The sequence below is a fragment of the Pseudomonas sp. P39-UII1 genome, from assembly GCF_039672635.1.
In the GTDB taxonomy this organism is placed as follows: Bacteria; Pseudomonadota; Gammaproteobacteria; order Pseudomonadales; family Pseudomonadaceae; genus Aquipseudomonas.
Window position 1 is genome coordinate 1 of record NZ_JBDFPP010000013.1, and the last position, 24,314, is coordinate 24,314.

At 63.1% G+C, this 24,314-nt stretch carries 24 protein-coding genes and 1 pseudogene; 18 read left to right on the forward strand and 7 right to left on the reverse strand.

Annotated elements, in window-relative coordinates:
* Positions 1 to 213, forward strand: a pseudogene (locus tag ABEH27_RS17090) (hypothetical protein); the annotation flags it as partial.
* Positions 214 to 925: 712 nt separating this feature from the next.
* On the opposite strand, the gene ABEH27_RS17095 reads toward ABEH27_RS17090, so the two are convergent.
* Both ABEH27_RS17095 and ABEH27_RS17100 read right to left on the reverse strand, forming a co-directional pair.
* Positions 926 to 2,419: a CoA-acylating methylmalonate-semialdehyde dehydrogenase gene (locus tag ABEH27_RS17095; RefSeq protein ID WP_346614704.1), complete on the reverse strand. Its 1,494-nt coding sequence runs from the start codon at positions 2,417 to 2,419 to the stop codon at positions 926 to 928.
* 72 nt (positions 2,420 to 2,491) lie between these two features.
* Positions 2,492 to 3,838, reverse strand: coding sequence for an aspartate aminotransferase family protein (locus tag ABEH27_RS17100; protein WP_346614705.1), 1,347 nt, complete (start codon positions 3,836 to 3,838; stop codon positions 2,492 to 2,494).
* A 118-nt stretch (positions 3,839 to 3,956) separates the two neighbouring features.
* Here ABEH27_RS17100 and ABEH27_RS17105 point away from each other — a divergent pair, with 118 nt between their 5' ends.
* The 5 genes from ABEH27_RS17105 (at position 3,957) to ABEH27_RS17125 (ending at position 8,329) form a co-directional block, all read left to right on the forward strand.
* Positions 3,957 to 4,874, forward strand: a complete 918-nt coding sequence (locus ABEH27_RS17105) for a LysR family transcriptional regulator (protein ID WP_346614706.1) — start codon at positions 3,957 to 3,959, stop codon at positions 4,872 to 4,874.
* 90 nt (positions 4,875 to 4,964) lie between these two features.
* Positions 4,965 to 5,627: a TetR/AcrR family transcriptional regulator gene (locus tag ABEH27_RS17110; RefSeq protein WP_346614707.1), complete on the forward strand. Its 663-nt coding sequence runs from the start codon at positions 4,965 to 4,967 to the stop codon at positions 5,625 to 5,627.
* 9 nt (positions 5,628 to 5,636) lie between these two features.
* Positions 5,637 to 6,221, forward strand: coding sequence for a YigZ family protein (locus tag ABEH27_RS17115; protein WP_346614708.1), 585 nt, complete (start codon positions 5,637 to 5,639; stop codon positions 6,219 to 6,221).
* A 367-nt stretch (positions 6,222 to 6,588) separates the two neighbouring features.
* On the forward strand, positions 6,589 to 7,275 hold the full coding sequence (locus ABEH27_RS17120) for an SDR family oxidoreductase (protein WP_346614709.1): 687 nt from the start codon (positions 6,589 to 6,591) through the stop codon (positions 7,273 to 7,275).
* Positions 7,276 to 7,381: 106 nt separating this feature from the next.
* Entirely contained in the window at positions 7,382 to 8,329 is a 948-nt protein-coding gene (locus ABEH27_RS17125) for an adenosine deaminase (RefSeq protein ID WP_346614710.1), read from the forward strand.
* Between the two features lie 18 nt (positions 8,330 to 8,347).
* On the opposite strand, the gene ABEH27_RS17130 is transcribed toward ABEH27_RS17125, so the two are convergent.
* Positions 8,348 to 9,055, reverse strand: a complete 708-nt coding sequence (locus ABEH27_RS17130; RefSeq protein WP_346614711.1) for a helix-turn-helix transcriptional regulator — start codon at positions 9,053 to 9,055, stop codon at positions 8,348 to 8,350.
* A 494-nt stretch (positions 9,056 to 9,549) separates the two neighbouring features.
* Between ABEH27_RS17130 and ABEH27_RS17135 the strand changes: the two genes are divergently transcribed.
* Positions 9,550 to 9,747: a hypothetical protein gene (locus ABEH27_RS17135; protein WP_346614712.1), complete on the forward strand. Its 198-nt coding sequence runs from the start codon at positions 9,550 to 9,552 to the stop codon at positions 9,745 to 9,747.
* Here the strand turns inward: ABEH27_RS17135 and ABEH27_RS17140 are convergent.
* Positions 9,698 to 10,879, reverse strand: coding sequence for a multidrug effflux MFS transporter (locus ABEH27_RS17140; protein ID WP_346614713.1), 1,182 nt, complete (start codon positions 10,877 to 10,879; stop codon positions 9,698 to 9,700). The genes ABEH27_RS17135 and ABEH27_RS17140 overlap by 50 nt on opposite strands.
* Positions 10,880 to 10,987: 108 nt before the next feature.
* The gene (locus tag ABEH27_RS17145) at positions 10,988 to 11,185 is read right to left on the reverse strand and encodes a cation transporter (RefSeq protein WP_346614714.1); all 198 of its coding nucleotides are present in this window, start codon (positions 11,183 to 11,185) and stop codon (positions 10,988 to 10,990) included.
* Positions 11,186 to 11,330: 145 nt separating this feature from the next.
* Between ABEH27_RS17145 and ABEH27_RS17150 the strand changes: the two genes are divergently transcribed.
* The 4 genes from ABEH27_RS17150 (at position 11,331) to ABEH27_RS17165 (ending at position 16,694) form a co-directional block, all read left to right on the forward strand.
* Entirely contained in the window at positions 11,331 to 11,717 is a 387-nt protein-coding gene (locus ABEH27_RS17150; RefSeq protein WP_346614715.1) for a hypothetical protein, read from the forward strand.
* A 52-nt stretch (positions 11,718 to 11,769) separates the two neighbouring features.
* Positions 11,770 to 14,169, forward strand: coding sequence for a heavy metal translocating P-type ATPase (locus tag ABEH27_RS17155; RefSeq protein WP_346614716.1), 2,400 nt, complete (start codon positions 11,770 to 11,772; stop codon positions 14,167 to 14,169).
* On the forward strand, positions 14,166 to 14,570 hold the full coding sequence (gene cueR, locus ABEH27_RS17160) for a Cu(I)-responsive transcriptional regulator (protein ID WP_346614718.1): 405 nt from the start codon (positions 14,166 to 14,168) through the stop codon (positions 14,568 to 14,570). The genes ABEH27_RS17155 and cueR overlap by 4 nt, the downstream gene beginning before the upstream one ends.
* 177 nt (positions 14,571 to 14,747) lie before the next feature.
* Positions 14,748 to 16,694 carry a methyl-accepting chemotaxis protein gene (locus ABEH27_RS17165; RefSeq protein WP_346614719.1) on the forward strand — a complete coding sequence of 649 codons (1,947 nt, stop codon included), beginning with the start codon at positions 14,748 to 14,750 and terminating at the stop codon, positions 16,692 to 16,694.
* A gap of 122 nt (positions 16,695 to 16,816) precedes the next feature.
* On the opposite strand, the gene ABEH27_RS17170 is transcribed toward ABEH27_RS17165, so the two are convergent.
* Positions 16,817 to 17,596 (reverse strand): helix-turn-helix transcriptional regulator, encoded by a 780-nt coding sequence (locus ABEH27_RS17170; RefSeq protein WP_346614720.1) that lies wholly within the window; start codon positions 17,594 to 17,596, stop codon positions 16,817 to 16,819.
* 55 nt (positions 17,597 to 17,651) lie between these two features.
* The gene (locus ABEH27_RS17175) at positions 17,652 to 18,929 is read right to left on the reverse strand and encodes an acetyl-CoA C-acetyltransferase (RefSeq protein WP_346614721.1); all 1,278 of its coding nucleotides are present in this window, start codon (positions 18,927 to 18,929) and stop codon (positions 17,652 to 17,654) included.
* 118 nt (positions 18,930 to 19,047) lie between these two features.
* Here ABEH27_RS17175 and ABEH27_RS17180 point away from each other — a divergent pair, with 118 nt between their 5' ends.
* The 7 genes from ABEH27_RS17180 (at position 19,048) to ABEH27_RS17210 (ending at position 24,203) form a co-directional block, all read left to right on the forward strand.
* Positions 19,048 to 20,400 (forward strand): 3-oxoacyl-ACP reductase, encoded by a 1,353-nt coding sequence (locus tag ABEH27_RS17180; protein WP_346614722.1) that lies wholly within the window; start codon positions 19,048 to 19,050, stop codon positions 20,398 to 20,400.
* Between the two features lie 2 nt (positions 20,401 to 20,402).
* Positions 20,403 to 21,254: a MaoC/PaaZ C-terminal domain-containing protein gene (locus ABEH27_RS17185; protein WP_346614723.1), complete on the forward strand. Its 852-nt coding sequence runs from the start codon at positions 20,403 to 20,405 to the stop codon at positions 21,252 to 21,254.
* Between the two features lie 83 nt (positions 21,255 to 21,337).
* Positions 21,338 to 21,643, forward strand: coding sequence for a MazG-like family protein (locus tag ABEH27_RS17190; RefSeq protein WP_346614724.1), 306 nt, complete (start codon positions 21,338 to 21,340; stop codon positions 21,641 to 21,643).
* Positions 21,640 to 22,389, forward strand: coding sequence for a methyltransferase domain-containing protein (locus ABEH27_RS17195; protein ID WP_346614725.1), 750 nt, complete (start codon positions 21,640 to 21,642; stop codon positions 22,387 to 22,389). The genes ABEH27_RS17190 and ABEH27_RS17195 overlap by 4 nt, the downstream gene beginning before the upstream one ends.
* Positions 22,390 to 22,410: 21 nt before the next feature.
* Entirely contained in the window at positions 22,411 to 23,046 is a 636-nt protein-coding gene (locus tag ABEH27_RS17200; RefSeq protein ID WP_346614726.1) for a DUF4136 domain-containing protein, read from the forward strand.
* Positions 23,047 to 23,065: 19 nt separating this feature from the next.
* The gene (locus ABEH27_RS17205) at positions 23,066 to 23,635 is read left to right on the forward strand and encodes a DUF4136 domain-containing protein (protein ID WP_346614727.1); all 570 of its coding nucleotides are present in this window, start codon (positions 23,066 to 23,068) and stop codon (positions 23,633 to 23,635) included.
* A 97-nt stretch (positions 23,636 to 23,732) separates the two neighbouring features.
* On the forward strand, positions 23,733 to 24,203 hold the full coding sequence (locus tag ABEH27_RS17210; RefSeq protein ID WP_346614728.1) for a prepilin peptidase: 471 nt from the start codon (positions 23,733 to 23,735) through the stop codon (positions 24,201 to 24,203).
* Positions 24,204 to 24,314 lie beyond the last annotated feature (111 nt).

A 24,314-nucleotide genomic window follows, 5' to 3' on the forward strand; every position in this document is an offset into this window, starting at 1 on the left:
GACTATGTGATTTCTCGCATGGTCACTTGTGATGCTGATAATCTTGTTGACTATCAGTCCGTACTCACAAGCACCCACACGAATTGCTTGATTCAATTTGTTAAAGAGCGTTTGGTTAAGAGCTTTTTCGTCTCAACCGAGGCGCGCATTCTACGCTTTCCTCAGGGCCTGTCAAGCGTTTATTTTGAAGTTCTTACCGAGAAACTCGTTTAGCTTCAAACACTTAACTCACTGCGATCTCTCGTAGCGGGAGGTGAATCATACAGCGTTTAGAAGCGCTGTCAACCACCATTTCAACCGCTTGCGATCATTCGATCGTAGCACCACCAGCACCACCTGGATTAAGCAACCCGTTGAATTTCAAGGAGTTTCTCGTTCCGATGTCGCTGGAAGTGGGGCGCATTATAAGGGGATCTGGAAATGGGTCAAGGGTTAATTTCAGTTATTTGAAATAGTCCAGGTGAAGGCCGTATCAAGGCCACCAAGTGCTCGGCAAAACACGTTCAGCGCCTAGGAGATCGAGCGCCGCCCGCGCGGCGCATCGCGGGCAAGCCCGCTCCTACATTTGTTGCAACGTGCCATGGCCTGATAGGCCATAGTTGTCAGCCTTGTTGGCACGGCGCGATATTGCGGCTGGCGCTAGCGCCGCCCCGCCTGTCTTTAGCCATGCGCCAAGGGCGAACAACCATGGCCTGCCTGGAACGGCACGTTGCAACAAATGTAGGAGCGGCTTCAGCCGCGATGCGCCGTGCGGGCGGCGCTCGATCTCAAGGGCGCTGAAGATTCCAAGGCAAGCGCTTCGCGATGCGCCGCGCGGGCGGCGCTCGATCTCAATGGCGCCGAAGCCCCCAAGCCGAGCACCTGTCATTCACACCACAAAAACAAAACGGGGAGGCCTTTCGGCCTCCCCGTTTCTCCTCATGCCTTAAAGGCTAGGGAACGCAAATTGCGACGCCTCATGGCTGGCCCGCTGCGGCCAACGCTGGGTGATCGCCTTGCGGCGGGTATAGAAGCGCACCCCGTCCGGGCCATAGGCATGCAGGTCGCCAAACAGCGAGCGCTTCCAACCGCCAAAGCTGTGGTACGCCACCGGCACCGGCAGCGGTACGTTGACGCCGACCATGCCCACTTCGATCTCGTCGCAGAACAGGCGCGCGGCTTCGCCATCGCGGGTGAAGATGCAGGTGCCGTTGCCGTACTCGTGATCATTGATCAACTGCATGGCCTGCTCCAGGCTGTTCACCCGCACCACGCACAGCACAGGGCCGAAAATCTCTTCTTTATAGATGCGCATCTCAGGGGTCACCTTGTCGAACAGGGTGCCACCCACGAAATAGCCATCTTCATTGCCTGCCACACGGAAACCACGGCCATCCACCACCAGCTTGGCGCCAGCAGCAACGCCGTCGTCGATGTAGCCGACCACCTTGTCACGGGCAGCGGCAGTTACCAACGGGCCCATGTCCAGGCCACAAGAGGTACCGGCGCCAATTTTCAGCGCTTTGATCTGCGGTTCCAGCTTGGCAATCAGCGCATCGGCTACCTGGTCACCTACGCACACCGCCACGGAAATGGCCATGCAACGCTCGCCGCACGAACCGTACGCGGCCCCCATCAGCGCACTGACGGCGTTGTCCAGGTCGGCATCGGGCATCAGCACTGCATGGTTCTTGGCGCCGCCCAGGGCCTGGACACGCTTGCCGCGCTTGGTGCCTTCGGCATAGATGTACTCGGCGATCGGGGTCGAACCTACGAAACTCAGTGCCTTCACTTCCGGTGCCTCGATCAGCGCGTCCACGGCTTCCTTGTCGCCATGCACCACGTTGAGGATGCCCTTTGGCAGGCCAGCCTCCAGCAGCAGCTGAGCAATGTACAAAGTCGAGCTCGGGTCGCGCTCGGACGGTTTCAGGATAAAAGCGTTACCGCAGGCAATGGCCAGCGGGTACATCCACAGCGGGACCATGGCCGGGAAGTTGAACGGGGTGATGCCAGCGACCACGCCCAGTGGCTGGAAGTCGGACCAGGCGTCGATGTTCGGGCCGACGTTGCGGCTGTACTCACCCTTCAGCACTTCAGGCGCTGCGCAGGCGAACTCGACGTTCTCGATGCCGCGCTTCAGTTCACCCGCAGCGTCTTCGATGGTTTTGCCATGCTCTTCGCTGATCATTTGCGAAATGCGTGCTTCGTTCTGCTCCAGCAACTGCTTGAAGCGGAACATCACCTGGGCGCGTTTGGCCGGTGGGGTGTTGCGCCAGGCCGGGAAGGCAGCCTTGGCCGAATCGATCGCTTCCTGCACGGTTGCACGGCTGGCCAGCTCTACCTTGCGTACCGCCTGGCCAGTGGACGGGTTGAAGACATCGGCGGTGCGCTCACCTTTGGTAACCAGTTCGCCGTGAATCAGGTGCTGAACAATGCTCATGCAAAACTCCAGATAAAGAGGTTGAGGCTGGCGCGTAATCGGCTCACGCGCCTTACGTCAAATTCGGAACGGTCAGTCGACCTTGTTCAGCGCTTCACCGACCGCATCGAACAGGCGGTCGAGTTCCTGCGGCTGGGTATTGAAGGTTGGGCCGAACTGCAGGGTGTCACCACCAAAGCGGACATAGAAGCCGGCTTGCCACAGTTTCATTGCAGCTTCATACGGACGGACGATGGCATCGCCATCGCGGGCAGCGATCTGGATCGCGCCGGCCAGGCCGTAGTTGCGAATGTCGACAACGTTCTTGGTGCCCTTGACGCCGTGCAGCAGCTTCTCGAAGTGCGGTGCCAGCTCGGCAGCCGACTGCACCAGGTTTTCCTTCTGCAGCAGGTCTAGCGCGGCAATACCGGCGGCGCAGGCAACCGGGTGAGCCGAATACGTATAGCCGTGTGGGAATTCCACGGCGTATTCCGGGGTCGGCTGGTTCATGAAGGTGTGGTAGATCTCGCTGCTGGCGATCACGGCGCCCATCGGGATCGCGCCGTTGGTGACCTGCTTGGCGATGCACATCAGGTCCGGGGTGACGCCGAAGGCTTCGGCGCCGGTCATGGCGCCCATGCGGCCGAACCCGGTGATCACTTCGTCGAAGATCAGCAGGATATTATGCTGGGTGCAGATTTCACGCAGGCGCTTCAGGTATCCCTTCGGCGGCGGCAGCACACCCGCCGAACCTGCCAGCGGCTCGACGATCACCGCCGCGATATTCGAAGCATCGTGCAGTTCGATCAGTTTGAGCATCTCATCAGCCAGAGCGATGCCACCCTCTTCCGGCAGGCCCTTGGAGAAGGCGTTCACCGGCAGCACGGTGTGCGGCAGGTGGTCGACATCCAGCAGCTGGCCGAACATCTTGCGGTTGCCGTTGACGCCACCCAGGCTGGTACCGGCGATGTTCACCCCGTGGTAGCCACGGGCGCGGCCAATGATCTTGGTCTTGGTGGCCTGGCCCTTCAGGCGCCAGTAGGCACGGACCATCTTCAGCGCGGTGTCGGCACACTCGGAACCGGAGTTGGTATAGAAGACGTGATTCAGGTCGCCCGGGGTCAGCGCGGTGATCTTTTCCGCTAGCTGGAACGACAACGGATGGCCGAACTGGAAGGCCGGTGAGTAGTCCAGGGTATTCAGCTGACGCGTCACCGCATCGGCAATTTCCTTGCGGGTATGCCCGGCGCCACAGGTCCACAGCCCCGACAGGGCATCGAAGATCTTGCGCCCCTTGTCGTCGACCAAGTAGTTACCTTCGGCCGCCACGATCAGGCGTGGGTCGCGATGGAAATTGCGGTTGGCGGTATAAGGCATCCAGTGCGCGTCCAGCTTGAGCTGGCTGGCGATACCGGTGGGGGCGGTTTCGGGCATGTTCATCGGCGGTTCCTCGGAAGACGAATAGGCAACGATGGATGTTGTTGCAGCTAAATTGGCACGCGGATAAAGTCTGAAAAAGCCTACATTTCTAATCTTCAGGTAGCGCAAGACTAAACTTATGAGCCGACGCCCCGACCCTCTCGCTCAAGTCAGCGATTTCGACATCCGCCTGCTGAAAATCTACCGAAGCGTCGTTGAATGCGGCGGCTTTTCGGCCGCCGAGAACGTGCTTGGCATCGGCCGTTCGGCCATCAGCCAGCAGATGAACGACCTTGAACAACGCTTGGGCCTGCGCCTGTGCCAGCGTGGCCGCGCGGGCTTCTCGCTGACCGAGGAAGGCCGCGAGGTCTACCATTCGGCGCTGCAACTGCTCGGCGCGCTGGAGTCGTTCCGCACCGAAGTCAACGGCCTGCATCAGCACTTGCGTGGCGAGCTGAACATCGGCCTGACCGACAACCTGGTGACCCTGCCGCACATGCGCATCACCCACGCCCTGGCGGAACTCAAGGACCGCGGCCCGGATGTGCGTATCCACATCCGCATGATCGCGCCCAGCCAGGTCGAGCAGGGCGTGCTGGACGGCAGCCTGCATGTTGGGGTGGTCCCGCAGACCAGCCCGCTTTCCGGGCTCGAATACCAACCGTTGTACAGTGAACGCTCGTTGCTCTACTGCGCGGTCGGCCACCCTCTGTTCTATGCCGACGACCAGCAGATCGACGATCAGCGCCTCAACGACCAGGAAGCGATCGCCCCGACATTCCGCCTGCCCGCTGATATTCAGGCGCACTACCAGGCGCTCAACTGCACTGCCAGTGCCTCCGACCGCGAAGGCATGGCGTTTCTGATTCTCACCGGCCGTTACATCGGCTACCTGCCCGACCACTACGCAAGCTTCTGGGTGCAGCAAGGCCGCCTGCGCGCGCTCAAGCCTGCCCAGCGCTTCTATGACCTGAGCCTGAGCTGGGTAACCCGCAAGGGGCGACGACCGAATCTGGTGCTGGAAAGCTTCCTCGAAAGCCTGGCCGCGACACGCTGATGCCTGCTTGTGACGCTAATGCTTGTCACATGAGCGCAGGCAGGTAATCTTGTCCGACATCCGTTGCCACAGACCTGTACGGAATCGTCCATGACCTTAGAAGTCCCTGCGCATCGCCTTTCCGCCTCGGGCAAGCCCGCCGGCCGCATTCGCCAGAAGAACGAACAGGCCATCATCCAGGCCGCCGAAGACGAGTTCGCCCGCCATGGCTTCAAGGGCACCAGCATGAACACCATCGCGCTGAAGGCCGGCTTGCCCAAGGCCAACCTGCATTACTACTTCACCAACAAGCTCGGGCTCTATATCGCCGTGCTGAGCAACATCATCGAACTGTGGGACAGCACTTTCAACGCCTTGAGCGTGGAGGACGACCCTGGTGCGGCGCTGAGCGAATACATCCGCACCAAGATGGAGTTCTCCCGGCGCAACCCCCAGGCCTCACGGATCTTCGCGATGGAGGTGATCAGCGGTGGCACCTGCCTGACCGAGTATTTCAGTGCCGACTACCGCGAGTGGTTCCGAGGCCGGGCCGCAGTGTTCCAGGCCTGGATCGACGCCGGCAAGATGGACCCGGTCGACCCGGTGCACCTGATCTTTCTGCTATGGGGCAGCACCCAGCACTACGCCGACTTCGCCACCCAGATCTGCCAGGTCACCGGCCGCAGCCGCCTGACCAAGCAAGACATGGAAGACGCGAGCAACAACCTTATCCACATCATCCTCAAGGGGTGCGGCATCGCGCCGAGTGCCTGACATCTATATATGCCTTCTACCCTGCTCGACCTCTGCGAATTTCGCGAGGAAATCCGCAAGAGCCGTTTCATTACCCTCGCCGGCCCCATATCCAGTGCAGCCGAGGCGATGAGCTTCATCGAACAGCACAGCGACCTCGCCGCCACGCACAACTGCTGGGCCTGGAAACTGGGCGGGCAATACCGCAGCAACGATGATGGCGAACCTGGCGGCACGGCCGGGCGGCCGATCCTGGCGGCCATCGAAGCCCAGGACTGCGACCAGGTGGTGGTACTGGTGATCCGCTGGTATGGCGGCATCCAGCTGGGCACCGGCGGCCTGGCCCGCGCCTACGGCGGTGGCGCCAACAAATGCTTGCAACAGGCGCCGAAAAGGCTGTTGGTGCAACGCAGCGAATACCGCTGCAGCTGCAGCTTCAGTGAGCTGGCATTGGTCAAACTGCGTTTGGCGGAAATCGATGGGCTGGTGCTGGATGAGCAGTTCACCGCCAATGGGGTTGACCTGCAGATAGCCGTGGGCGACGCCTTCATCAGCGCTTTGCAACAGCAGCTCGCTGACCTCAGCCGCGGCCGCATTCTGCTGCAGGCCTGCTGAAGGTTGCACACAACTGCTGTGGGCCTGGCTGTGGATAAGCTTGGGGCAATCCTCTGCAGGCCACGTATAACATGGCCTGCAATGCATTGAGCATATTTTGATCACTGTTTGATGACAGCCGTAACGCACTGAGCCATCGAAAGTTATCCCCAATCCAGCAATCAACAGCCGCCAGGGCTTCAGCGCAGCTTGCGCACATTAACTGTGGATCAGGCTGTGGATAACCCGTTAGCCAACAAGCGAAGCGCCCGTCTGCGCACGGCCAATCGTAACTGATCGTTTTTTAATCAATCGTGAATGCAGGCGCATTCAGCCCGCCTGAAGTATGCTGAATTCCTTTCTCCTGAACCGATAAAGGAAGGTTCCAATGGCTACCTCAAGAACTGCCCTCATCATCGGCGCCTCCCGCGGGCTTGGCCTGGGCCTGGTGCAACGCCTGAACGAAGATGGCTGGAACATCATTGCCACGGTGCGCGACCCACAGAGCCCCGGCGCACTGAAAGAGGTGCCAGGTGTACGCATCGAACAGCTGGAAATGAATGACACCGCTCAGCTCGACGGCCTGAAGCAGCGCCTGCAAGGTGAAGTATTCGACCTGGTGTTCGTCAATGCCGGGGTCATGGGCCCCCTGCCGCAAGACCTGGAAACCGTACAACGCACGGACATCGGCGACCTGTTCATGACCAACGCCGTAGCGCCGATCCGCGTAGCCCGCCGCCTGGCTGGCCAGGTTCGTGAAGGGTCCGGTGTGCTGGCGTTCATGAGTTCGATCCTGGGCAGCGTGACCATTCCCGATGGCGGCGAGATCTGCCTGTACAAAGCCAGTAAGGCCGCCCTGAACTCCATGATCAACAGCTTCGTGGTCGACCTGCAGCGCCCCGACCTCTGTGTGCTGGCCATGCACCCGGGCTGGGTGCAGACCGACATGGGCGGCGAGCATGCGGAAATCGATGTACTCACCAGTACCCGTGGCATGCTTGAACAGATCAAGGCCCAGAGCGGCAACGGCGGCCTGCGCTTCATCAACTACAAGGGCGAGGCCCTGACCTGGTGACGTGCAACTGATCAGTGGTTGACGCATTCCAGGGCCTGCCCGGGCGCAATGCCTGGCCAGGCCCTGTAGAATGGCGGCAACCGTACCTGATTCGAGAACACCCACTATGTATGAATGGTTGAACGCCCTGCCCAAGGCCGAACTGCACCTGCACCTCGAAGGTTCGCTTGAGCCCGAGCTGCTGTTCGCCCTGGCCGAGCGCAACAAGATCGCCCTGCCCTGGAATGACGTCGAAGCGCTGCGCAGCGCCTATGCCTTCAACAACCTGCAGGAATTCCTCGACCTCTATTACCAAGGCGCGTACGTGTTGCGCACCGAGCAGGACTTCTACGACCTGACCTGGGCCTACCTGCAGCGCTGCAAGGCGCAGAACGTCATCCACACCGAACCGTTCTTCGACCCGCAAACCCACACGGACCGTGGCATCCCGTTCGAAGTGGTACTCAACGGCATCAACCAGGCACTCAAGGATGGCCGTGAGCAATTGGGCATCAGCAGTGGCCTGATCCTCAGCTTCCTGCGCCACCTCAGCGAAGACGAAGCGCACAAGACCCTCGACCAGGCCCTGCCCTTCCGCGACGCCTTCATTGCCGTCGGCCTGGACAGCTCCGAAAAAGGTCACCCGCCCAGCAAGTTCCAGCGCGTCTTCGACCGCGCCCGCAGCGAAGGTTTCGTGGCGGTGGCCCACGCCGGTGAGGAAGGTCCACCCGAGTACATCTGGGAAGCCCTCGACCTGCTCAAGATCAAGCGCATCGACCATGGCGTGCGCGCCATCGAAGACGAGCGCCTGATGCAACGCATCATCGACGAGCAGATCCCGCTCACCGTCTGCCCATTGTCCAACACCAAACTGTGCGTGTTCGATCACATGAGCCAGCACAACATCCTCGACATGCTCGAGCGCGGCGTGAAGGTAACGGTCAACTCGGACGACCCGGCCTACTTTGGCGGCTACGTCACCGAAAACTTCCATGCCCTGCACACCCACCTGGGCATGACCGAAGACCAGGCTCGTCGCCTGGCGCAGAACAGCCTGGACGCACGCCTGGTCTGACCGGGCGCGGCGTTGCGGTCACCCCACCTGCAACGTCGGCACGCGGGCAATGCGATTGATCTGCTGAATACCCAAGGCCGATATCTGCAACGCCCGCGTGTTGTCGGCCTCGCGTATCCAGCCCGACTGCAGGAACAACCTGAGCAACGCCTGCCCCAGGCTTCCGCCTAGATGCGGCCCCTGATCGCTCCACTCATTGCAGTGGCAAATCACGCAGCCCTTTCGCTGACGGGGTGCCAGCGCATCGATGTAAACGCCGATGCTGGCCAACTGCGTCCGCCCCTCGTCACTGACCATCATCTGCTGCACGCCGCCCTCCAGCCAGCCTGCCACCACCAGGCGGTGATACAGTTCACCCGCCAGTTCGCCGCCTAGATGATCACCACAGCGGCGGGCCCGGCGCATCGACATCGGCATCTGCAGCGGCGTCGCCTGCCCCCCTTTTTCGCCTCCAAGCTGTACGCTGGCCAACGCTTCGACTGCAGCCCCCACCTGGGGCGTTGCCAGCCGGAAGTAGCGCTTGCGGCCCCGCGCTTCGAGCCTGAGCAAACCTGCAGAAGACAACAACGACAGATGCGCGCAGGCTGACGATGAGGTCAGCCCCGTTATCATCGCCAGCTCATCGGTTGGTCGCGGCATGCCATCTATGAGCGCCCACAACATCGCGCTGCGCTTGGGGTCGGCCATCAGGCCGGCAATCTGACTGATACTGCTGACTGCACTCATGTCCTTTCAACTCCCTGCAAGATCACATCTGATTTCCAATGGCAAAGACTGGCAACGACGGTAGCCATCCCAGCAGCTGGGAGCCTGGCACCTGGGTCAGTATAAGCCGCACGAATGGGCACTACGGCAGCTGCCCCACCGGCTTGCAGTGTTGAAGTGGAATGGGTATGGCCACCCTCCCGGGGATCGAACCGGCGCAAGGTTTGGCCGCTGGCCTCTAAAACAGGCAGGAACCGAGAGGTGGAAGGGAAGAAATACCGCATCAGGAAGAATGGCCCCACGTGGCCAGCGACTCTGCCGACAGCGTCGTTCCCTAAATAGCGCAAACAAAAGCGAACCTTCTACACGTATCCAGGCATTGCACCTGGATACGGCTGACACAACTTGCGGACAAGCGCCCCGACCGCCAGTCAGGACACTCACGCCGGCCATGGCGCCACGTGGCCACAGCGCTACACTAGGTCCGCTCTCCCCCTATTCGGAGGTATGCCGCGATGAAGATTGTCGTCAGTGCGTCGAACCGTAACCCCAACTGCCCCTGGCAGGTCCGGCTCGACCAGCATGTTGTGAGTTTCCGCAGCGAGGCCGAAGCGCGCGCCTTCGTGCTCACCCTGGAGGCCCGCCTACAGGCCCCCCACACCCTCATGCCAGACGCCTGGCCTGCAAACGGTGGGTCAACAGCGCGACACTGACCACCAGTGCCCCACACAGGCTGACGACCAAGGTCATGGGTACCGCACTGCCGTCGTGCAGCAGGCCGACCAACGCTGCGGCCCCGGCCGCGACGCTGAACTGCAGGCAACCCATGAGTGCAGAGGCACTGCCTGCGCGTGCGCCCTGGCCACTCATGGCGCAGGCCGAAGCGTTGGGGATGATGCAGCCGAGGCTCGAGATGCAGACAAACAGCGGCACCAGCAGTGGCCACAGGTGCGCCGGGCGCAGCGCTGCAACACCCAGCAACACCAACCCTGCCGCCAGGTACAACCAGACTGCGCGCACCAGCAGGAACGCCGGGCCACGCTTGGCCAGCAGGCGCGCATTGATTTGCGCCACCAGAATGAAGCCCGCTGCGTTGGTGCCGAACAACCAGCCGTAATGCTCGGCCGGTACGCCATAGAGCTTGATAAATACGAAAGGCGAACCGGCGATGTAGGCAAACATCCCGGCGATGGCAATTCCCCCGGTCAAGGCATGCCCAACGAACACCCGATCAGCCAGCAGCCGCAGGTACTGGCGCAATGCGCCTGAAAGCGGCTGGCGTGGCATATGCGCAGGCAAACTCTCCGGCAGCCCCAGGCCGACTGCGACCAGGCAGGCGGCGCTGAACAAGCTCAAAGTGAGGAAGATGGACTGCCAGCCGGCCACGTTCACCAGCACACCGCCAAGCATCGGCGCGAGGATCGGCGCCAGCCCCATGACCAGCATCAGCTGCGAGAACACCTTGGCCGAGGCCACCGGGTCGCACTTGTCGCTGACGATCGCCCGCGACAGCACCATCCCGGCACATCCACCCAAGGCCTGGACAAAGCGCGCCACGATCAACGTGTCGAGGTTGGGCGCGTAGGCGCAGGCCAGCGACGCCAGGGTGAACAGCGCTACACCAAACAGCAGCGGTATGCGCCGGCCAAAGCGGTCGGCTACCGGGCCGTAGGCCAACTGCCCGAGCGACAGGCCCAGGAAGTAGGCAGCCAAGGTGGTTTGTACATGTTTTTCATCGGTGGCGAACGCCTGCGCCATCGCCGGGAAGGCAGGCAGGTAGAAGTCGATCGCCAACGGCCCGAACGCACTCAATGCGCCCAGGATCAGCACCATTCGCAGGTTCATCAGGAATCCATAGCAGGCTAAGCAAGCGCACAAGTCTACCTGCAGTGGGCGCCATCAGCATGAAAACATTTGCAACAAACTAGGGGCTGACGTGCGGCCCCTTCACGCTCAAGCCTGTTCGGCCACATAACCTTCATCACGGATTGCCGCCAGCAGCTGCTCGGCCGACAGCGCGCTTTGTACACGCACTTGCTTGCCAGCCAGGTCGACCTCCACCTGAGCATTCACATCCTGTTCCTGCACCGCACGGGTCACCGCTTTCACGCAATGGCCGCAGGTCATGCCTTGAACATTGAACACTTGCATGGGTGTTGCCTCCTTAGGGGTTTTACGCAGTTTCAAGCTTGCCACCGGGGCAAGGTCAAGTTCTGCGTTGAACGGCCGGGCTGGAAATCCGCGCAAACCTCGGCCAAGCTGCGCCATTGACGATTTGGCAAGCAGGAGATTCTTCATGTTCAGGGCAGCAGTGGGCGTTGCCGGGCTAATGACCGCGCTGGCGGTTGTGCCACCGGCCAGTGCCGAGGGCAACTCGGACTACAGCGTGCTGATCATTTCGCGGGAACGTCTGGAAGTGGCCACCAGTTGCGAAATCGGCGTGTACCTCAACGATCAGCTTTCCGGGCGCCTGTTCCAGGAGCAGTCGACCTCGTTCAACCTGCCGCCCGGCCCAATCGACGTGCGCTTGCGCTTGCTGCCCGGGCAGATGCCGGGTTGCGCCCCCGGCATCGAGGACCAGCGCAGCACACGGCTGACGCTGCAGGCGGGCCAGATCAACAAATACCGCATTGCCATGGGCCACAATGGGCTGGAGCTCAGACGCGCCAATCTGGAGTATTGACCTTCCCCACATGGCAAGGTTGATGCTGGTGGCCTGTCCAAGGAGGAGAGCCATGTCCGCATCCACCGTTTTCGACCTGCCGATTTCCGGCATGACCTGCGCCAGCTGTGCTGGCCGCGTCGAGCGCGCTTTGCGCAAAGTCAGCGGCGCTGAACACGTCAGCGTCAACCTCGCCACCGAACAGGCCCGGGTCCAGGCCCCGGCCGACAGCTTGCCCGCCCTGGTCGATGCCGTGCGCAGCGCCGGCTACGGCGTGCCGACCCGGGCCGTCGAGTTGCAGATCGGCGGCATGACCTGCGCCAGCTGCGTCGGCCGGGTCGAGCGCGCCCTCGGCAAGCTGGCGGGGGTTGAGCAGGTCAGTGTCAACCTGGCCAGCGAACGCGCCCACCTTGAGGTGCTAGAGGCCCTGGATGACAACCTGGTGATCGGCGCGGTGGAAAAGGCCGGCTACAGCGCCAGCCTGCCGCAGCCCGAGAAAGACGAACAACAGCAAGTACACCGCCGCCTGCGCAAGGAACGCCTGGCGGTTGGCGCCGCCCTGGTGCTGGCCATGCCACTGGTACTGCCGATGCTGGTGCAGCCATTCGGCCTGCACTGGATGTTGCCCGCCTGGGTACAGTTCCTTCTGGCCACGCCGGTGCAGTTCATCCTTGGCGCACGCTTCTATGTGGCCGCCTACAAGGCGGTGCGCGCCGGTACCGGCAACATGGACCTGCTGGTGGCACTGGGCACCAGTGCCGGGTATGGCCTGAGCCTGTATCAGTGGGCCCAGGCCCCTGCCGGCATGGCACCGCACCTGTACTTCGAGGCGTCGGCAGTGGTCATCGCCCTGGTGCTGCTGGGCAAATACCTGGAAAGCCGGGCCAAGCGCCAGACCGCCAGTGCCATACGCGCCCTCGAAGCACTGCGCCCCGAGCGGGCCGTCAGGCTGATCGATGGCCGCGAGGAAGACGTCGCGATTGCTCGGTTGCAGCTGGGTGACCTGGTGCTGGTCAAGCCCGGTGAGCGCTTCCCGGTCGATGGCAAAGTGGAAGAAGGCAGCAGCCACGCTGACGAAGCCCTGATCAGCGGCGAAAGCCTGCCGGTGCCCAAGCAACCGGGTGACGATGTGACCGGTGGCGCCATCAACGGTGAAGGCCGGTTGTTGGTGCGCACCCAGGCTCTGGGTACCGAGACCGTGCTGGCGCGGATCATCCGCCTGGTCGAAGACGCTCAGGCAGCCAAGGCACCGATCCAGAAACTGGTGGACCGGGTCAGCCAAGTGTTCGTCCCGGCCGTACTGGTGGTCGCATTGCTCACGCTGATTGGCTGGTGGCTGGCGGGTGCAGCGCTGGAGACCGCGCTGATCAATGCCGTCGCCGTGCTGGTCATTGCCTGCCCCTGCGCCCTTGGCCTGGCCACACCTGCAGCGATCATGGCCGGCACCGGGGTGGCCGCGCGCCACGGCATTCTGATCAAGGATGCGCAGGTACTGGAGCGTGCCCATGCGGTGAACCGTGTAGTGTTCGACAAGACCGGCACGCTCACCTCCGGCAGCCCGCGCGTAATTCACAGCCAGGCAGTAGTGGATGACAGCGGCGAGCTGCATCGCCTGGCCGGCGCTTTGCAACGGGGCAGCGAACATCCCTTGGCCAAGGCCGTACTGGATGCCTGCAGCGAGCAGGGCCTGAACGTTCCAACCGTGGCCGACAGCCAGTCCCTTACCGGCCGTGGCATCGCTGGCCGTGTGGAAGGCCGCGAGCTGGCGCTAGGCAACCGCCGCCTGCTAGACGAAAGCGGCCTGCAACCTGGCGACCTGGCCACCCTGGCTCAGGCTTGGGAAGCCGAAGGCCGCACCCTGTCGTGGCTGATCGAACGTGGCGCGCAACCACGCGTGCTCGGCCTGTTCGCCTTCGGTGACAGCCTGAAGCCCGGCGCCGATCAGGCGATTGCCGCCCTGCACGCACAACACATCAGCAGCCACCTCCTGACCGGAGACAACCGCGGCAGCGCCAACGTGGTAGCCGATAGCCTCGGCATCGATGATGTGCACGCCGAAGTATTGCCCGCCGACAAAGCCGCCACCGTGGCCGAACTGAAAAAGGGCGGCGTGGTGGCGATGGTGGGCGATGGTATCAACGACGCCCCGGCCTTGGCCGCCGCCGACATAGGCATCGCCATGGGCGGTGGCACCGATGTGGCCATGCAGGCCGCCGGCATCACCCTGATGCGTGGCGATCCGCGCCTGGTGCCGGCCGCCCTGGAAATCTGCCGCAAAACCTATGCGAAAATCCGCCAGAACCTGTTCTGGGCGTTCATCTATAACCTGATCGGCATCCCTTTGGCCGCGCTGGGTTACCTCAACCCGGTGCTGGCTGGCGCCGCCATGGCGCTGTCCAGTGTCAGCGTGGTGAGCAATGCCCTGTGGTTGAAAACCTGGAAACCGTCCAGCACCCAGCAGGAGGAGCAATGAACATCGGCCAGGCCGCCCGCCGCAGCGGGCTCAGCACCAAGATGATCCGCTATTACGAGTCCATCGGCCTGCTCAAGCCGGCCACCCGCAGCGACAGCGGCTACCGCCTGTACCAGACGCAAGACCTGCACAGCCTGGCGTTCATCAAACGCTCCCGCGACCTGGGGTTTTCGCTGGAAGAGGTCGGCAAGCTACTCACCCTGTGGCAGGACCGGCAACGCGCCAGTGCCGACGTCAAGGCGCTCGCCTTGCAGCACATCGATGAGCTGAATCGGCGTATCGAGGAGCTGGTCAGCCTGCGCGATACGCTGGGTGAACTGGTTGCCCACTGCAAAGGCAATGATCGGCCCGACTGCCCGATTCTCAAAGACCTGGCAAACGGAGGCGAGTGCTGCCATTGACGCGTTGAGCGCGTAATCAGCTTTTTGGTATGCCATATTAGCCTTAAGCCGACCGAATAGTCGCCAAACCCGACTTTGCCCAATAAATACGGGCATTTTCGCTCAAAAAATCCCGGACGCTGCCGATGCAGAAATACCTGCCTCGCGTGTCGAAAAAAATAAATTCCGGGAGCGTCGATGAACATCAAACAGAAACTGACCTGGGCCTTCGCGGTGATCGCCGCGTTGCCCATCGTCCTTGTGGCCACGCTGGTGGTCATCAACTTGCGCGGTGAAGCCCGCGAAGGATTCCTCGACAGCAGCAGCCGGGAAATCCGCCAGGTCAGCAATGCGATGAACCTGTTCTTCCAGGGCATCACGCAAAACGTCGATTACCTGGCCAGCCTGCCGCAGGTTACAGGTGCCGGCGAGACCATCAAGAAGCACATCAGCGCCGACGCCGCGCAGATTGCCCCCGGCGAGCAAGACAAGGCGCTGTTCGAACTGTTCACCCGCCTGGCCACCAGCCACCCCGACTATGCCTATGTGTCCTACGGCCTGAAGGACGGTGGTTACGCGTTCTGGCCCGGCGACCCGAGCATGAGCAACTACGACCCGCGCACTCGCCCGTGGTACCAGGCCGCCATGGCCAACCCCGGCAAGACCCTGCGCACAGCGCCTTACTACTGGGCAGGCGATGATGCCGTGCTGGTCAGCACCGTGCGCTCCGTCGCCAATCAGCTCGGCAACCCCGGTGGCGTGGTCAATATCGACGTGTCGCTCAAGGGCCTGACCGAGATCGTCCAGCAGATCAAGCTGGGCGAAAGCGGCTATCTGATCCTCATGGAAAACAACGGCAACGTGATGGTCGACCCGCGCGATGCCAGCCACAGCTTCAAACAGCTGGCCAGCTTTGGTGACGGTTATGCGGAGCTGGCCAAGGCCGGTAAAGGCCTGGTGGAGGTCGACCTCGGCGGTGTGCGCTACATGGCCAACGTCTACCCCGACGAGAAGCTCGGCTGGACCTTCATCGGCCTGATCCAGCAAGGCGAAGTGATGCAGACCACCACCCGCCTGACCTGGCTGGTCGGCAGCATCGCACTCATCCTCGCTGCCCTGTTTGCCGTGGTCGGCGCGGCGTTCGCCAAGCTCATCGTGCGCCCCATCAACAGTGTCTCCAGCGGCCTCGAGGGCATCGCCCAGGGCGAAGGCGACCTGACCCGCAACCTCGAAGTGCGCGGCCGTGACGAAACCGCGCAACTGGCCAGCTGGTTCAACCAGTTCCTGGGTGCCATCCGCAGCCTGATCCAACACATCGGCTCGGCTGCCAGCAAGATCCTCGCAACCTCCACCAGCTCCACCCGGGTGTCCGGCGATATGGCCGAGGCTGCCGGGCGTCAGCGTGAAGCCGTGGACATGGTATCCACCGCCTTCCACGAAATGGTCGCCACCGCCAACGAAGTCGCCCGCTCCTGCAGCCAGGCCGCGCAGTCGGCAGACAGCGGCCAACAGCAGGCACGTGAAGGGCAGCAGCAGATCGATGCGGCGGTGAACAGCGTTGATCGGCTGAGCCAGGAGATCGAACAGTCAGCGCAGTCGATCCAGCAACTTGAGCGTGACAGCAATGCCATTCAGTCGATCCTCGGCACCATCCGCTCGATTGCCGAACAGACCAACCTGCTGGCGCTGAATGCCGCCATCGAGGCCGCCCGCGCGGGCGAACAGGGGCGTGGTTTTGCCGTGGTCGCCGACGAAGTGCGGGCCCTGGCCAAGCGCACTGCCGACTCCACCGCCGAGATCGATGGCCTGCTGGGCAACCTGGCCAGCCGCACCGCCGAAGTGGCCCAGCAGATGCACGCCAGCCTCGAAGTGTCGCAGCAGTCGGTCAGCCGCATTGGCCTGGCCCGCGACAGCTTTGGCCAGATCCGCGAATCAGTGGACATCATTCGCGACATGAACACGCAGATCGCCACGGCGGCGGAGGAGCAGCACCAGGTGGCCGAGGACATCAACCGCCATATCAGCCAGATCCACGGCGATGCGCAGCTGGTGGCCGAGCTGGCCCAGGCGGCCCGGCAGGATTCGCAGAGCCTGGCCGGGTTGTCGAATGAGCTGGATTCGCTGGTGCGGCGTTTCCGTACCTGATTGGTTGCCGATACTGACCCCATCGCCGGCAAGCCGGCTCCCACAGGTACTGCACACGCCTTCAAGCTCGCACTGTACCTGTAGGAGCCGGCTTGCCGGCGATGAGGCCAGTGCAGCCAACGCTACAATTTCAGCTCGCCCGGGGTTGAGCCAAACATCTGCTTGAAAGCGGCAATGTAAGCCGAAGTCGAATCATACCCACAGCCCAACGCCGCATCGGTCACGCTCTCCCCCGCCTCCAGCAAGGCCAGCGACGACAACAGCCGCATACGCTGGCGCCAGTTACGGAAACTCAGCCCGGTTTCACGCTGGAACAGCCGCATCAGGGTCTTCTCCGAGCACCCCAGTTCCCGTGCCCACTGTTGCAAGGTCTGCACCTGATCGGGCGCAGCGATCAGGCCATTGCACAGCGCCAGCAGCCCAGGATGGCGCGGCAACGGAAGCGAAAAGCCCACCTCAGGCAGCGTCCGCAGTTGGTCGAGCAGCACCGCAACCAGGCGCGCTTGATCACTGTCACCCTCCGGATAATCCGCCGGGAACAGGCAGAACGCCTTGATCAATTCGCGCGCCAGCGGCGTTACCTCCAGCACCCGGCATTGTGCCGGCGCCCACGGGCACGCATCGCGGCGGACATACAGGCTGCGCATTTCAGCCTGCCCGGACGTCACCACTTCATGTTCGGCATCGGCCGGGATCCACACCCCCCACTGCGGCGGTGCGAAGTAACTGCCGTCACGGGTGTACACACCCAGTACGCCACTGATGGCGTAGGAAAACTGCACCCAGTCATGGCTATGGCGCGTGGTCCACGACCCTGCCCCCAAGCTCTCGGCCCGGGCGTAGAGTGCCCTGGGCAGGTGGTCCAGGGCAGGAATAGCGCGCGGCTGTCCGATACTCGACATAGGCAATTCTTGTAGTTGTGAGCAGACAAGCCTACCACTGCAGCTCGTCAGAGGCTCACCGCTCGACGATTACCGTCACCCCTTGGCCGCCCGCCGCGCAGATTGAAATCAGCCCGCGGCCCTTCCCTGCCGTCGCCAACAGCTTGGCCAGGTTGGCCAAAATTCGCCCACCGGTGGCGGCAAACGGGTGCCCGGCGGCCAGCGAACTGCCCTTCACGTTCAGCTTGCTGCGGTCAATCGCGCCAAGCGGGGCATCCAGCCCCAGCCGTTCACGGCAGTAATCGGCGTCTTCCCAAGCCTTGAGCGTGCACAGTACCTGCGCCGCGAAGGCCTCGTGGATCTCGTAGTAATCGAAGTCCTGCAGGCTCAGGCCATTGCGCGCCAGCAGCCGCGGCACGGCGTAGACCGGCGCCATCAGCAGCCCTTCCTGGCCTTTGACGAAGTCCACCGCTGCGGTTTCGCCATCGACCAGGTAGGCCAGCACCGGCAACCCCTGAGCCTGAGCCCATTGTTCGGTGCCCAGCAGCACCAGCGAAGCACCGTCGGTCAGTGGTGTGGAGTTGCCGGCTGTCAATGTGCCCAGCCCGCTGCGCTCGAAAGAAGGCTTGAGCTTGCCCAGTTGCTCGAGCGTCAGGTCCGGCCGCAGGTTGTTGTCGCGGGTAAGGCCCATAAACGGTGTGAGCAGGTCGTCCTGCCAGCCCTCGGCATACGCCGCCGCCAGGTGCTGGTGGCTGAGCAGCGCCAACTCATCCTGTTCGGCACGGCCGATCTGCCAGGTTTGCGCCATGCGCTCGCAATGTTCGCCCATCGACAACCCGGTACGCGGCTCGCCATTGCGGGGTAACTCGGGCTTCAGGTGGCCGGGGCGCAGTTGCAGGAACGGCTTGAGCCGCTCGCCCAAGGCCTTGCCACGGTTGGCCTGCAACAGGATGCGCCGCAGCCCCTCATTAACGGCGATTGGCGCATCTGACGTGGTGTCAACGCCACCGGCGATGCCGCTGTCGATCTGCCCCAGGGCAATCTTGTTGGCCACCAGCAGCGCCGCCTCCAGCCCTGTTCCACAGGCCTGCTGGATGTCGTAGGCCGGCGTCTGCGGCGACAGGCGCGAGCCCAGGACGCATTCGCGGGTCAGGCTCATGTCGCGCGAGTGCTTGAGCACCGCGCCCGCGACCACCTCGCCCAGGCGCAGCCCGTGCAAGCGGTAACGCTCGATCAACCCTTCCAGCGTAACGGTGAGCATCGCCTGGTTGCTGGCAGTGGCGTAAGCGCCGTTGGAACGGGCGAAAGGGATTCGGTTGCCGCCCAGAATCGCGACCCGGCGAAGTGAACGCATGCGTAGATTCCTCCTTAAACGACTCGATCCGAATAGCCTAGGTGTTTTTACTGCATTCGAACGACCCCGCCACAAAGTTGGTCCACACTTCAATGCTTGCCTTCAAGGAGACCCGCACATGAGCGACCGCTATCTCGACTTTGCCAACTCCAACCTCGGCCGCCGCCTCGTCGATGCCCTCGGGCTGCCAAGCCCGGCGCCGCTGGAGCGCTGGCAGGCCGGCCGCCTGCGCCCGGTGGAGGGCGCACTGGTCATCGGCGGAGGCCCTTTGGCAAACCAGGTCGAAGCCATCGCCCCGCGCCTGACCGATGAAATCTACAGCTTCAATGGCGAAAGCCTGCAAGCGCCTGCCTGGGTCGCTGGCCTGGGGCCCAAACTCAAGGCAGTGGTGTTCGATGCCAGTCATTTGTCCGACAGCGACGAGCTGAAGCAGTTGCGCGAATTCTTCCAGCCCTTGGTACGCAGCCTGGCGCCCAGCGCGCATATCGTGATCCTTGGCCGCGCACCCGAAGGCATTGACAACCCGCTGGCCAGTGTCGCCCAACGTGCGCTGGAAGGCTTCAGCCGCTCATTGGCCAAGGAATTGCGTAATGGCGCGACCGCGCAGTTGATGTATGTCGCCGAGGGCACGGATGAACAGCTTGAAGGGGCCTTGCGCTTCTTCCTTTCGCCCAAGAGTGCATTCATTTCTGGCCAGGTATTGCGCCTGCAGGCCTGCGCCAGCCAGGTCGAAGACTGGACCCGTCCGCTCGCGGGCCGACGCGCGCTGGTAACCGGTGCCGCACGTGGTATCGGTGCCGCCATTGCCGAAACCCTGGCGCGGGATGGCGCCGAGGTGATGCTGCTTGACGTGCCACAAGCCCAGCATGACCTCGACGCCCTCGCCGCCCGCCTGGGCGGTAAAGCGCTGGGCCTGGATATCTGCGCCGGCGATGCCGCGGCAAAGTTGCTGGAAGCCTTGCCCGGCGGCATCGACATCGTCGTGCACAACGCCGGCATCACCCGTGACAAGACCCTCGCCAACATGACCCCGGAATACTGGGACGCGGTCATGGCCGTCAACCTCAAGGCCCCGCAGGTGCTGACCCAGGCGCTGTACGACGGCGGCGCGCTGGGCGAGAACGCCCGCATCACTTTACTGGCCTCGGTCAGCGGCATCGCCGGCAACCGCGGCCAGGCCAACTATGCCGCGAGCAAGGCCGGGCTGATCGGTTTTGCGCAAGCCTGGGCGCCAAAACTCGCCGAGCGCGGCGGCAGCATCAATGCCGTGGCACCCGGGTTTATCGAAACCCACATGACCGCCGCTATGCCAATGGGCCTGCGCGAAGCTGGGCGGCGCCTCAGTTCGCTGGGTCAGGGCGGTCGCCCGCAGGATGTCGCCGAAGCCATCGCCTGGCTGAGCCAGCCCGGTTCCGGTGCGGTCAACGGCCAGGTACTGCGAGTTTGTGGCCAGGCATTGATGGGGGCTTGAGCATGAACCGGCAATGGCACGACCTGAACAGCCCCGACTCGCGCGCCAGCCTTTACCTGCGCGCGGCCAGCAAACGCAAGATCAGCGGCAACACGCTGCCAGCAGATGGCCTGCGCTGTTTCATTCGCGTGCAGCCCGACAACCTCGCAGCCTATCGGCGGCTCTGCCACTTTACCGAGGACGGCCGCCTGCCGGGCACCTACCCGCATGTGATGGCCTTCACCCTGCAACTGCAATTGCTGACGGCGCCCGGCTTCCCCTTCCCGTTGCTCGGCCTGGTGCACCTGCACAACCGCATCGAAGTGCTGCGCCCGTTGGGCGGCATCGATGGGCTGCGCTTCGCGGTGTATGCCGACAACCTGCAGGCGCATACCAAGGGCGGGACCTTCGACCTGATTACCGAGGCCGAAGATGGCCTTGGCCTGCTGTGGCGCGAAACCAGCCGCATGCTGGTGCGCGGCCTGAAGCTCGAGGGCTCAGCCGATGAGCACGAAGAACGCGAACCGCCGACATTGCCTGAAGCGACGCGCTGGTACGCCGACAGCGATATCGGCCGGCGCTACGCCAAAGTCTGTGGCGACTACAACCCGATTCACCTGAGCGCCGCCAGCGCTCGGCTGTTCGGCTTCCCCAAGGCGATTGCCCATGGCATGTGGAGCAAGGCCATGGCCTTGGCCGCGCTGGGCGGGCACCTGCCGCACAGCGGGTATGCCTTCGAAGTGGATTTTCGCAAGCCGGTGCGGTTGCCTTCGGAGGTGGTGTTGAGCGCCAGCGCGGCAGGCCCCACGGGTGAGCTGCGCCTGGATGGCCATGGCGAACTGCTGCACATGGTCGGGAGATGGGCCTTGCTCTGACGCCCAGGGCTGCTGCGCAGCCCCGAATCCACTTGCTTTGCAACAGGCCTCCACCGAAGCTATGCGGCACTAGGAGACCCGCAATGAACCTGCAAGAACTCACCAAACGGCTGCACCAGATCCGTGACAACAACGACTGGGGCGGCTTCCACAGCCCGAAGAACCTGGCCATGGCCGCCAGCGTCGAAATGGCCGAGCTGGTGGAAATCTTCCAATGGCTCAGCGAAGACCAATCGCGCCAGCTGCCTGACGACAAACTCGCTCACGCCGGGCAGGAGGTGGGTGACGTCGTCCTCTACCTGCTGCTGCTCTGCAGCGAACTGGGCCTGGACATGGAGCAGGTGGTACGGGCCAAGCTGGCCGACACTGAAAGGCGTTTCGCCCGATGAACGACCGTCACTTCGATGAGCTGGCCACCCGCTTCGCCGAGAAGATCTACGGCGGTGCCAAGGGCGCCATCCGGCTGGCTGTGCTGCAAGCCGACCTGGCCGACGCCCTGCCCGACCGCCCGCTGCGGGTCCTCGACATCGGTGCCGGGCTCGGCCACATGGCCCTGTGGCTGGCCCAGCGCGGCCACCACGTGACCCTCGCAGAACCTGCCGCCCCCATGCTTGAGGGCGCCCGCGCGCGCTTTGCCGAGGCCGGCCAGGCCGCCACGTTCATCCAGGCGCCCTGGCAGGACTTGCTTGGCCAACTTACCGAGCCCTACGACCTGGTGCTGTGCCACGCCGTGCTCGAATGGCTGGCCGAACCGGAAAGCATCCTGCCGGTGCTGCACCAACTGACCGCACCCGGCGGCTGGTTGTCGCTGGCCTTCTACAACCGCGACGCACTGGTTTATCGCAACCTGCTCAAGGGCCATTTCCGCAAGCTGCGCAGCAACCGCCTGGAAGGTGAAAAGCAGAGCCTCACCCCACAAAAACCGCTTGATCCGCGTGAACTCAAGGCGCAACTTGAGCCTATCTGGCAAGTCGAAAGCGAGAGTGGTGTGAGAGTGTTCCACGACTACATGCCCAAGGACTTCCAGGCCAAGGCCGAACTGCTCGACTTGCTGGAAATGGAACTGGCCCACCGCCGTCACCCAAGCTTTGCCGGGCTGGGCCGCTACCTGCACTGGATGTGCCGCCCCCGCTGACCTGCCCGCCGGGAGGAATCCATGCCGTACCGCCTGTTATGCCTGGCCTTGCTGCCGCTCGCCCTCTGCGCTTGCCAGGGCAGCAACCCCTACGTCGCCAGCAGCCGCCCACTGCCACCGGCCCCCGCACAGGCGGCCAGCACCTTCGACGCCAGTGCCTACCCGGCACCGGCGCGCGATTATGGGCGCTACCGCAGCTGGAGCTGGCGTGGCGGCCAGCTGCCAAGTGGCACCGCCGATGCCGACCCAGCGCAGCTGGCCGACGCTGTCAGTGGCGCACTCGACCAGCACGGCCTGCGCCCAGCCCGGGGCGCCGCCGGCGACCTGCTGGTGAGTGCCGACATGCGCCTGGAGCGGCGATTACGCCAGGTACGTGATTACGACTACTACGACCCGTATTACGGCCCGTCCCCCTACGGTGGCGTCGGTTTCGGCGGTTATCGCAACGGCTACGGCGCCTATGGCAGCGTGCCGATCGTGCGCACTTACGAAGTTGAAGTGATGGTGGTGCGCATCGACCTGTTCGATGCCCGCGACGGCCAGCCGGTGTGGAGCGCGAGCGCGGAAAGCGGCAGCGACAAAGGCTCGCCACGCGATCGCGAAAGCGCCTTGCGCGAATCGGTACACAAGGCACTCAGCGGCTATCCTCCCAGTTAACACCTAACGGAGAACCATCATGTTGCGTCGTCTCGTTCTACTGTCATTCGCGTTATTGCTGGCGGCTTGCTCCAGCAACAACGTCCAGCAGGATTTCGACGCCAGCCGCGATTTCGCCGCCTACCGCAGCTGGGCGTGGCAGGAGCCGGGCCTGCAATACCGCCCGGATGATCCACGGATCAAGAGCGACCTCACCGAACAGCGCATCCGCGCCGCCGTTACCGACCAGCTCGACCAGCGCGGCCTGCGCCCGGCCCAGGGCAGTGCCCGGCCTGACCTGAAGGTGCGGGCCTACCTGATCGTCGAGCAGCGCCAGCAACAGATCACCACCAACTATGGCGGCGGCTGGGGTGGCTATTGGGGGGGGTACTGGGGCGGGCCGATGTACAACGAGACCCGCAGCGTCGACTACAAGGTAGCGACCATCCAGGTCGACATGTTCGACGGCCGTGACGGCAAGCTGGTCTGGCGCGGCAGTGCCGAGCAGATCATGAACAACTACCCGCCCAGCCCCGACGAGCGCAACAGCGCCATCCAGAAGACCGTGAGCCAAGTCCTGGGCAATTACCCGCCAGGCAGAGCCAAGTAGCCTGCAAATAGCCCGTTCGTCAGATCGCGTCTACCCTGATAAAGACACCTGAGTGAACGGGTAGACGTGTTCAACGAATAGGGATGGCGACCTGCCAATGCAAAGCATTGTTCTCCTGATGTGGCTTGCCTTGTGCTCTGAACAGGATATTCGCGAACGCCAGATCGCCAACATGCTGACCTTGGGCGTCGCAGCGTGCGCCCTGGTCTGGCTGTTCGTCACTGGCCACAGCTGGATCGGTGCCGACGCCAGTGAGGCCGGCTGGGCACTGGCCATCGTCATGCTGCTGACCTTGCCCGGCTACATGCTCGGCCGCTTCGGCGCCGACGACGTCAAATTGATGGGCGCCCTGGCCTTGGCAACCAGCCCGCAATACGTGCTCGGCACCTTCATCGGTGCTGGCGTCAGCGTGCTGGTGTGGCTGCTCATGCGCCGTCGGCTGTGGACCCTGCTCAACCCCAAAGTGAAGAAGCGCCTGCAGGCACTGACCGAACAAATGGGCGACAAACAAGCCTTCGTGCCCTATGTGCTGGCCGGATTCATGCTCACAGCTGTATGGATCCAATAATCAATCCCGTTGTCCGATAACTTGTACATGCGTTGTACAGGGTCGCCAGCAGCGTCTATGGTTAAGCTGCCAGAGCGTCTGGCCCGGGAGCAGGGCCGCTTACGAACAGGG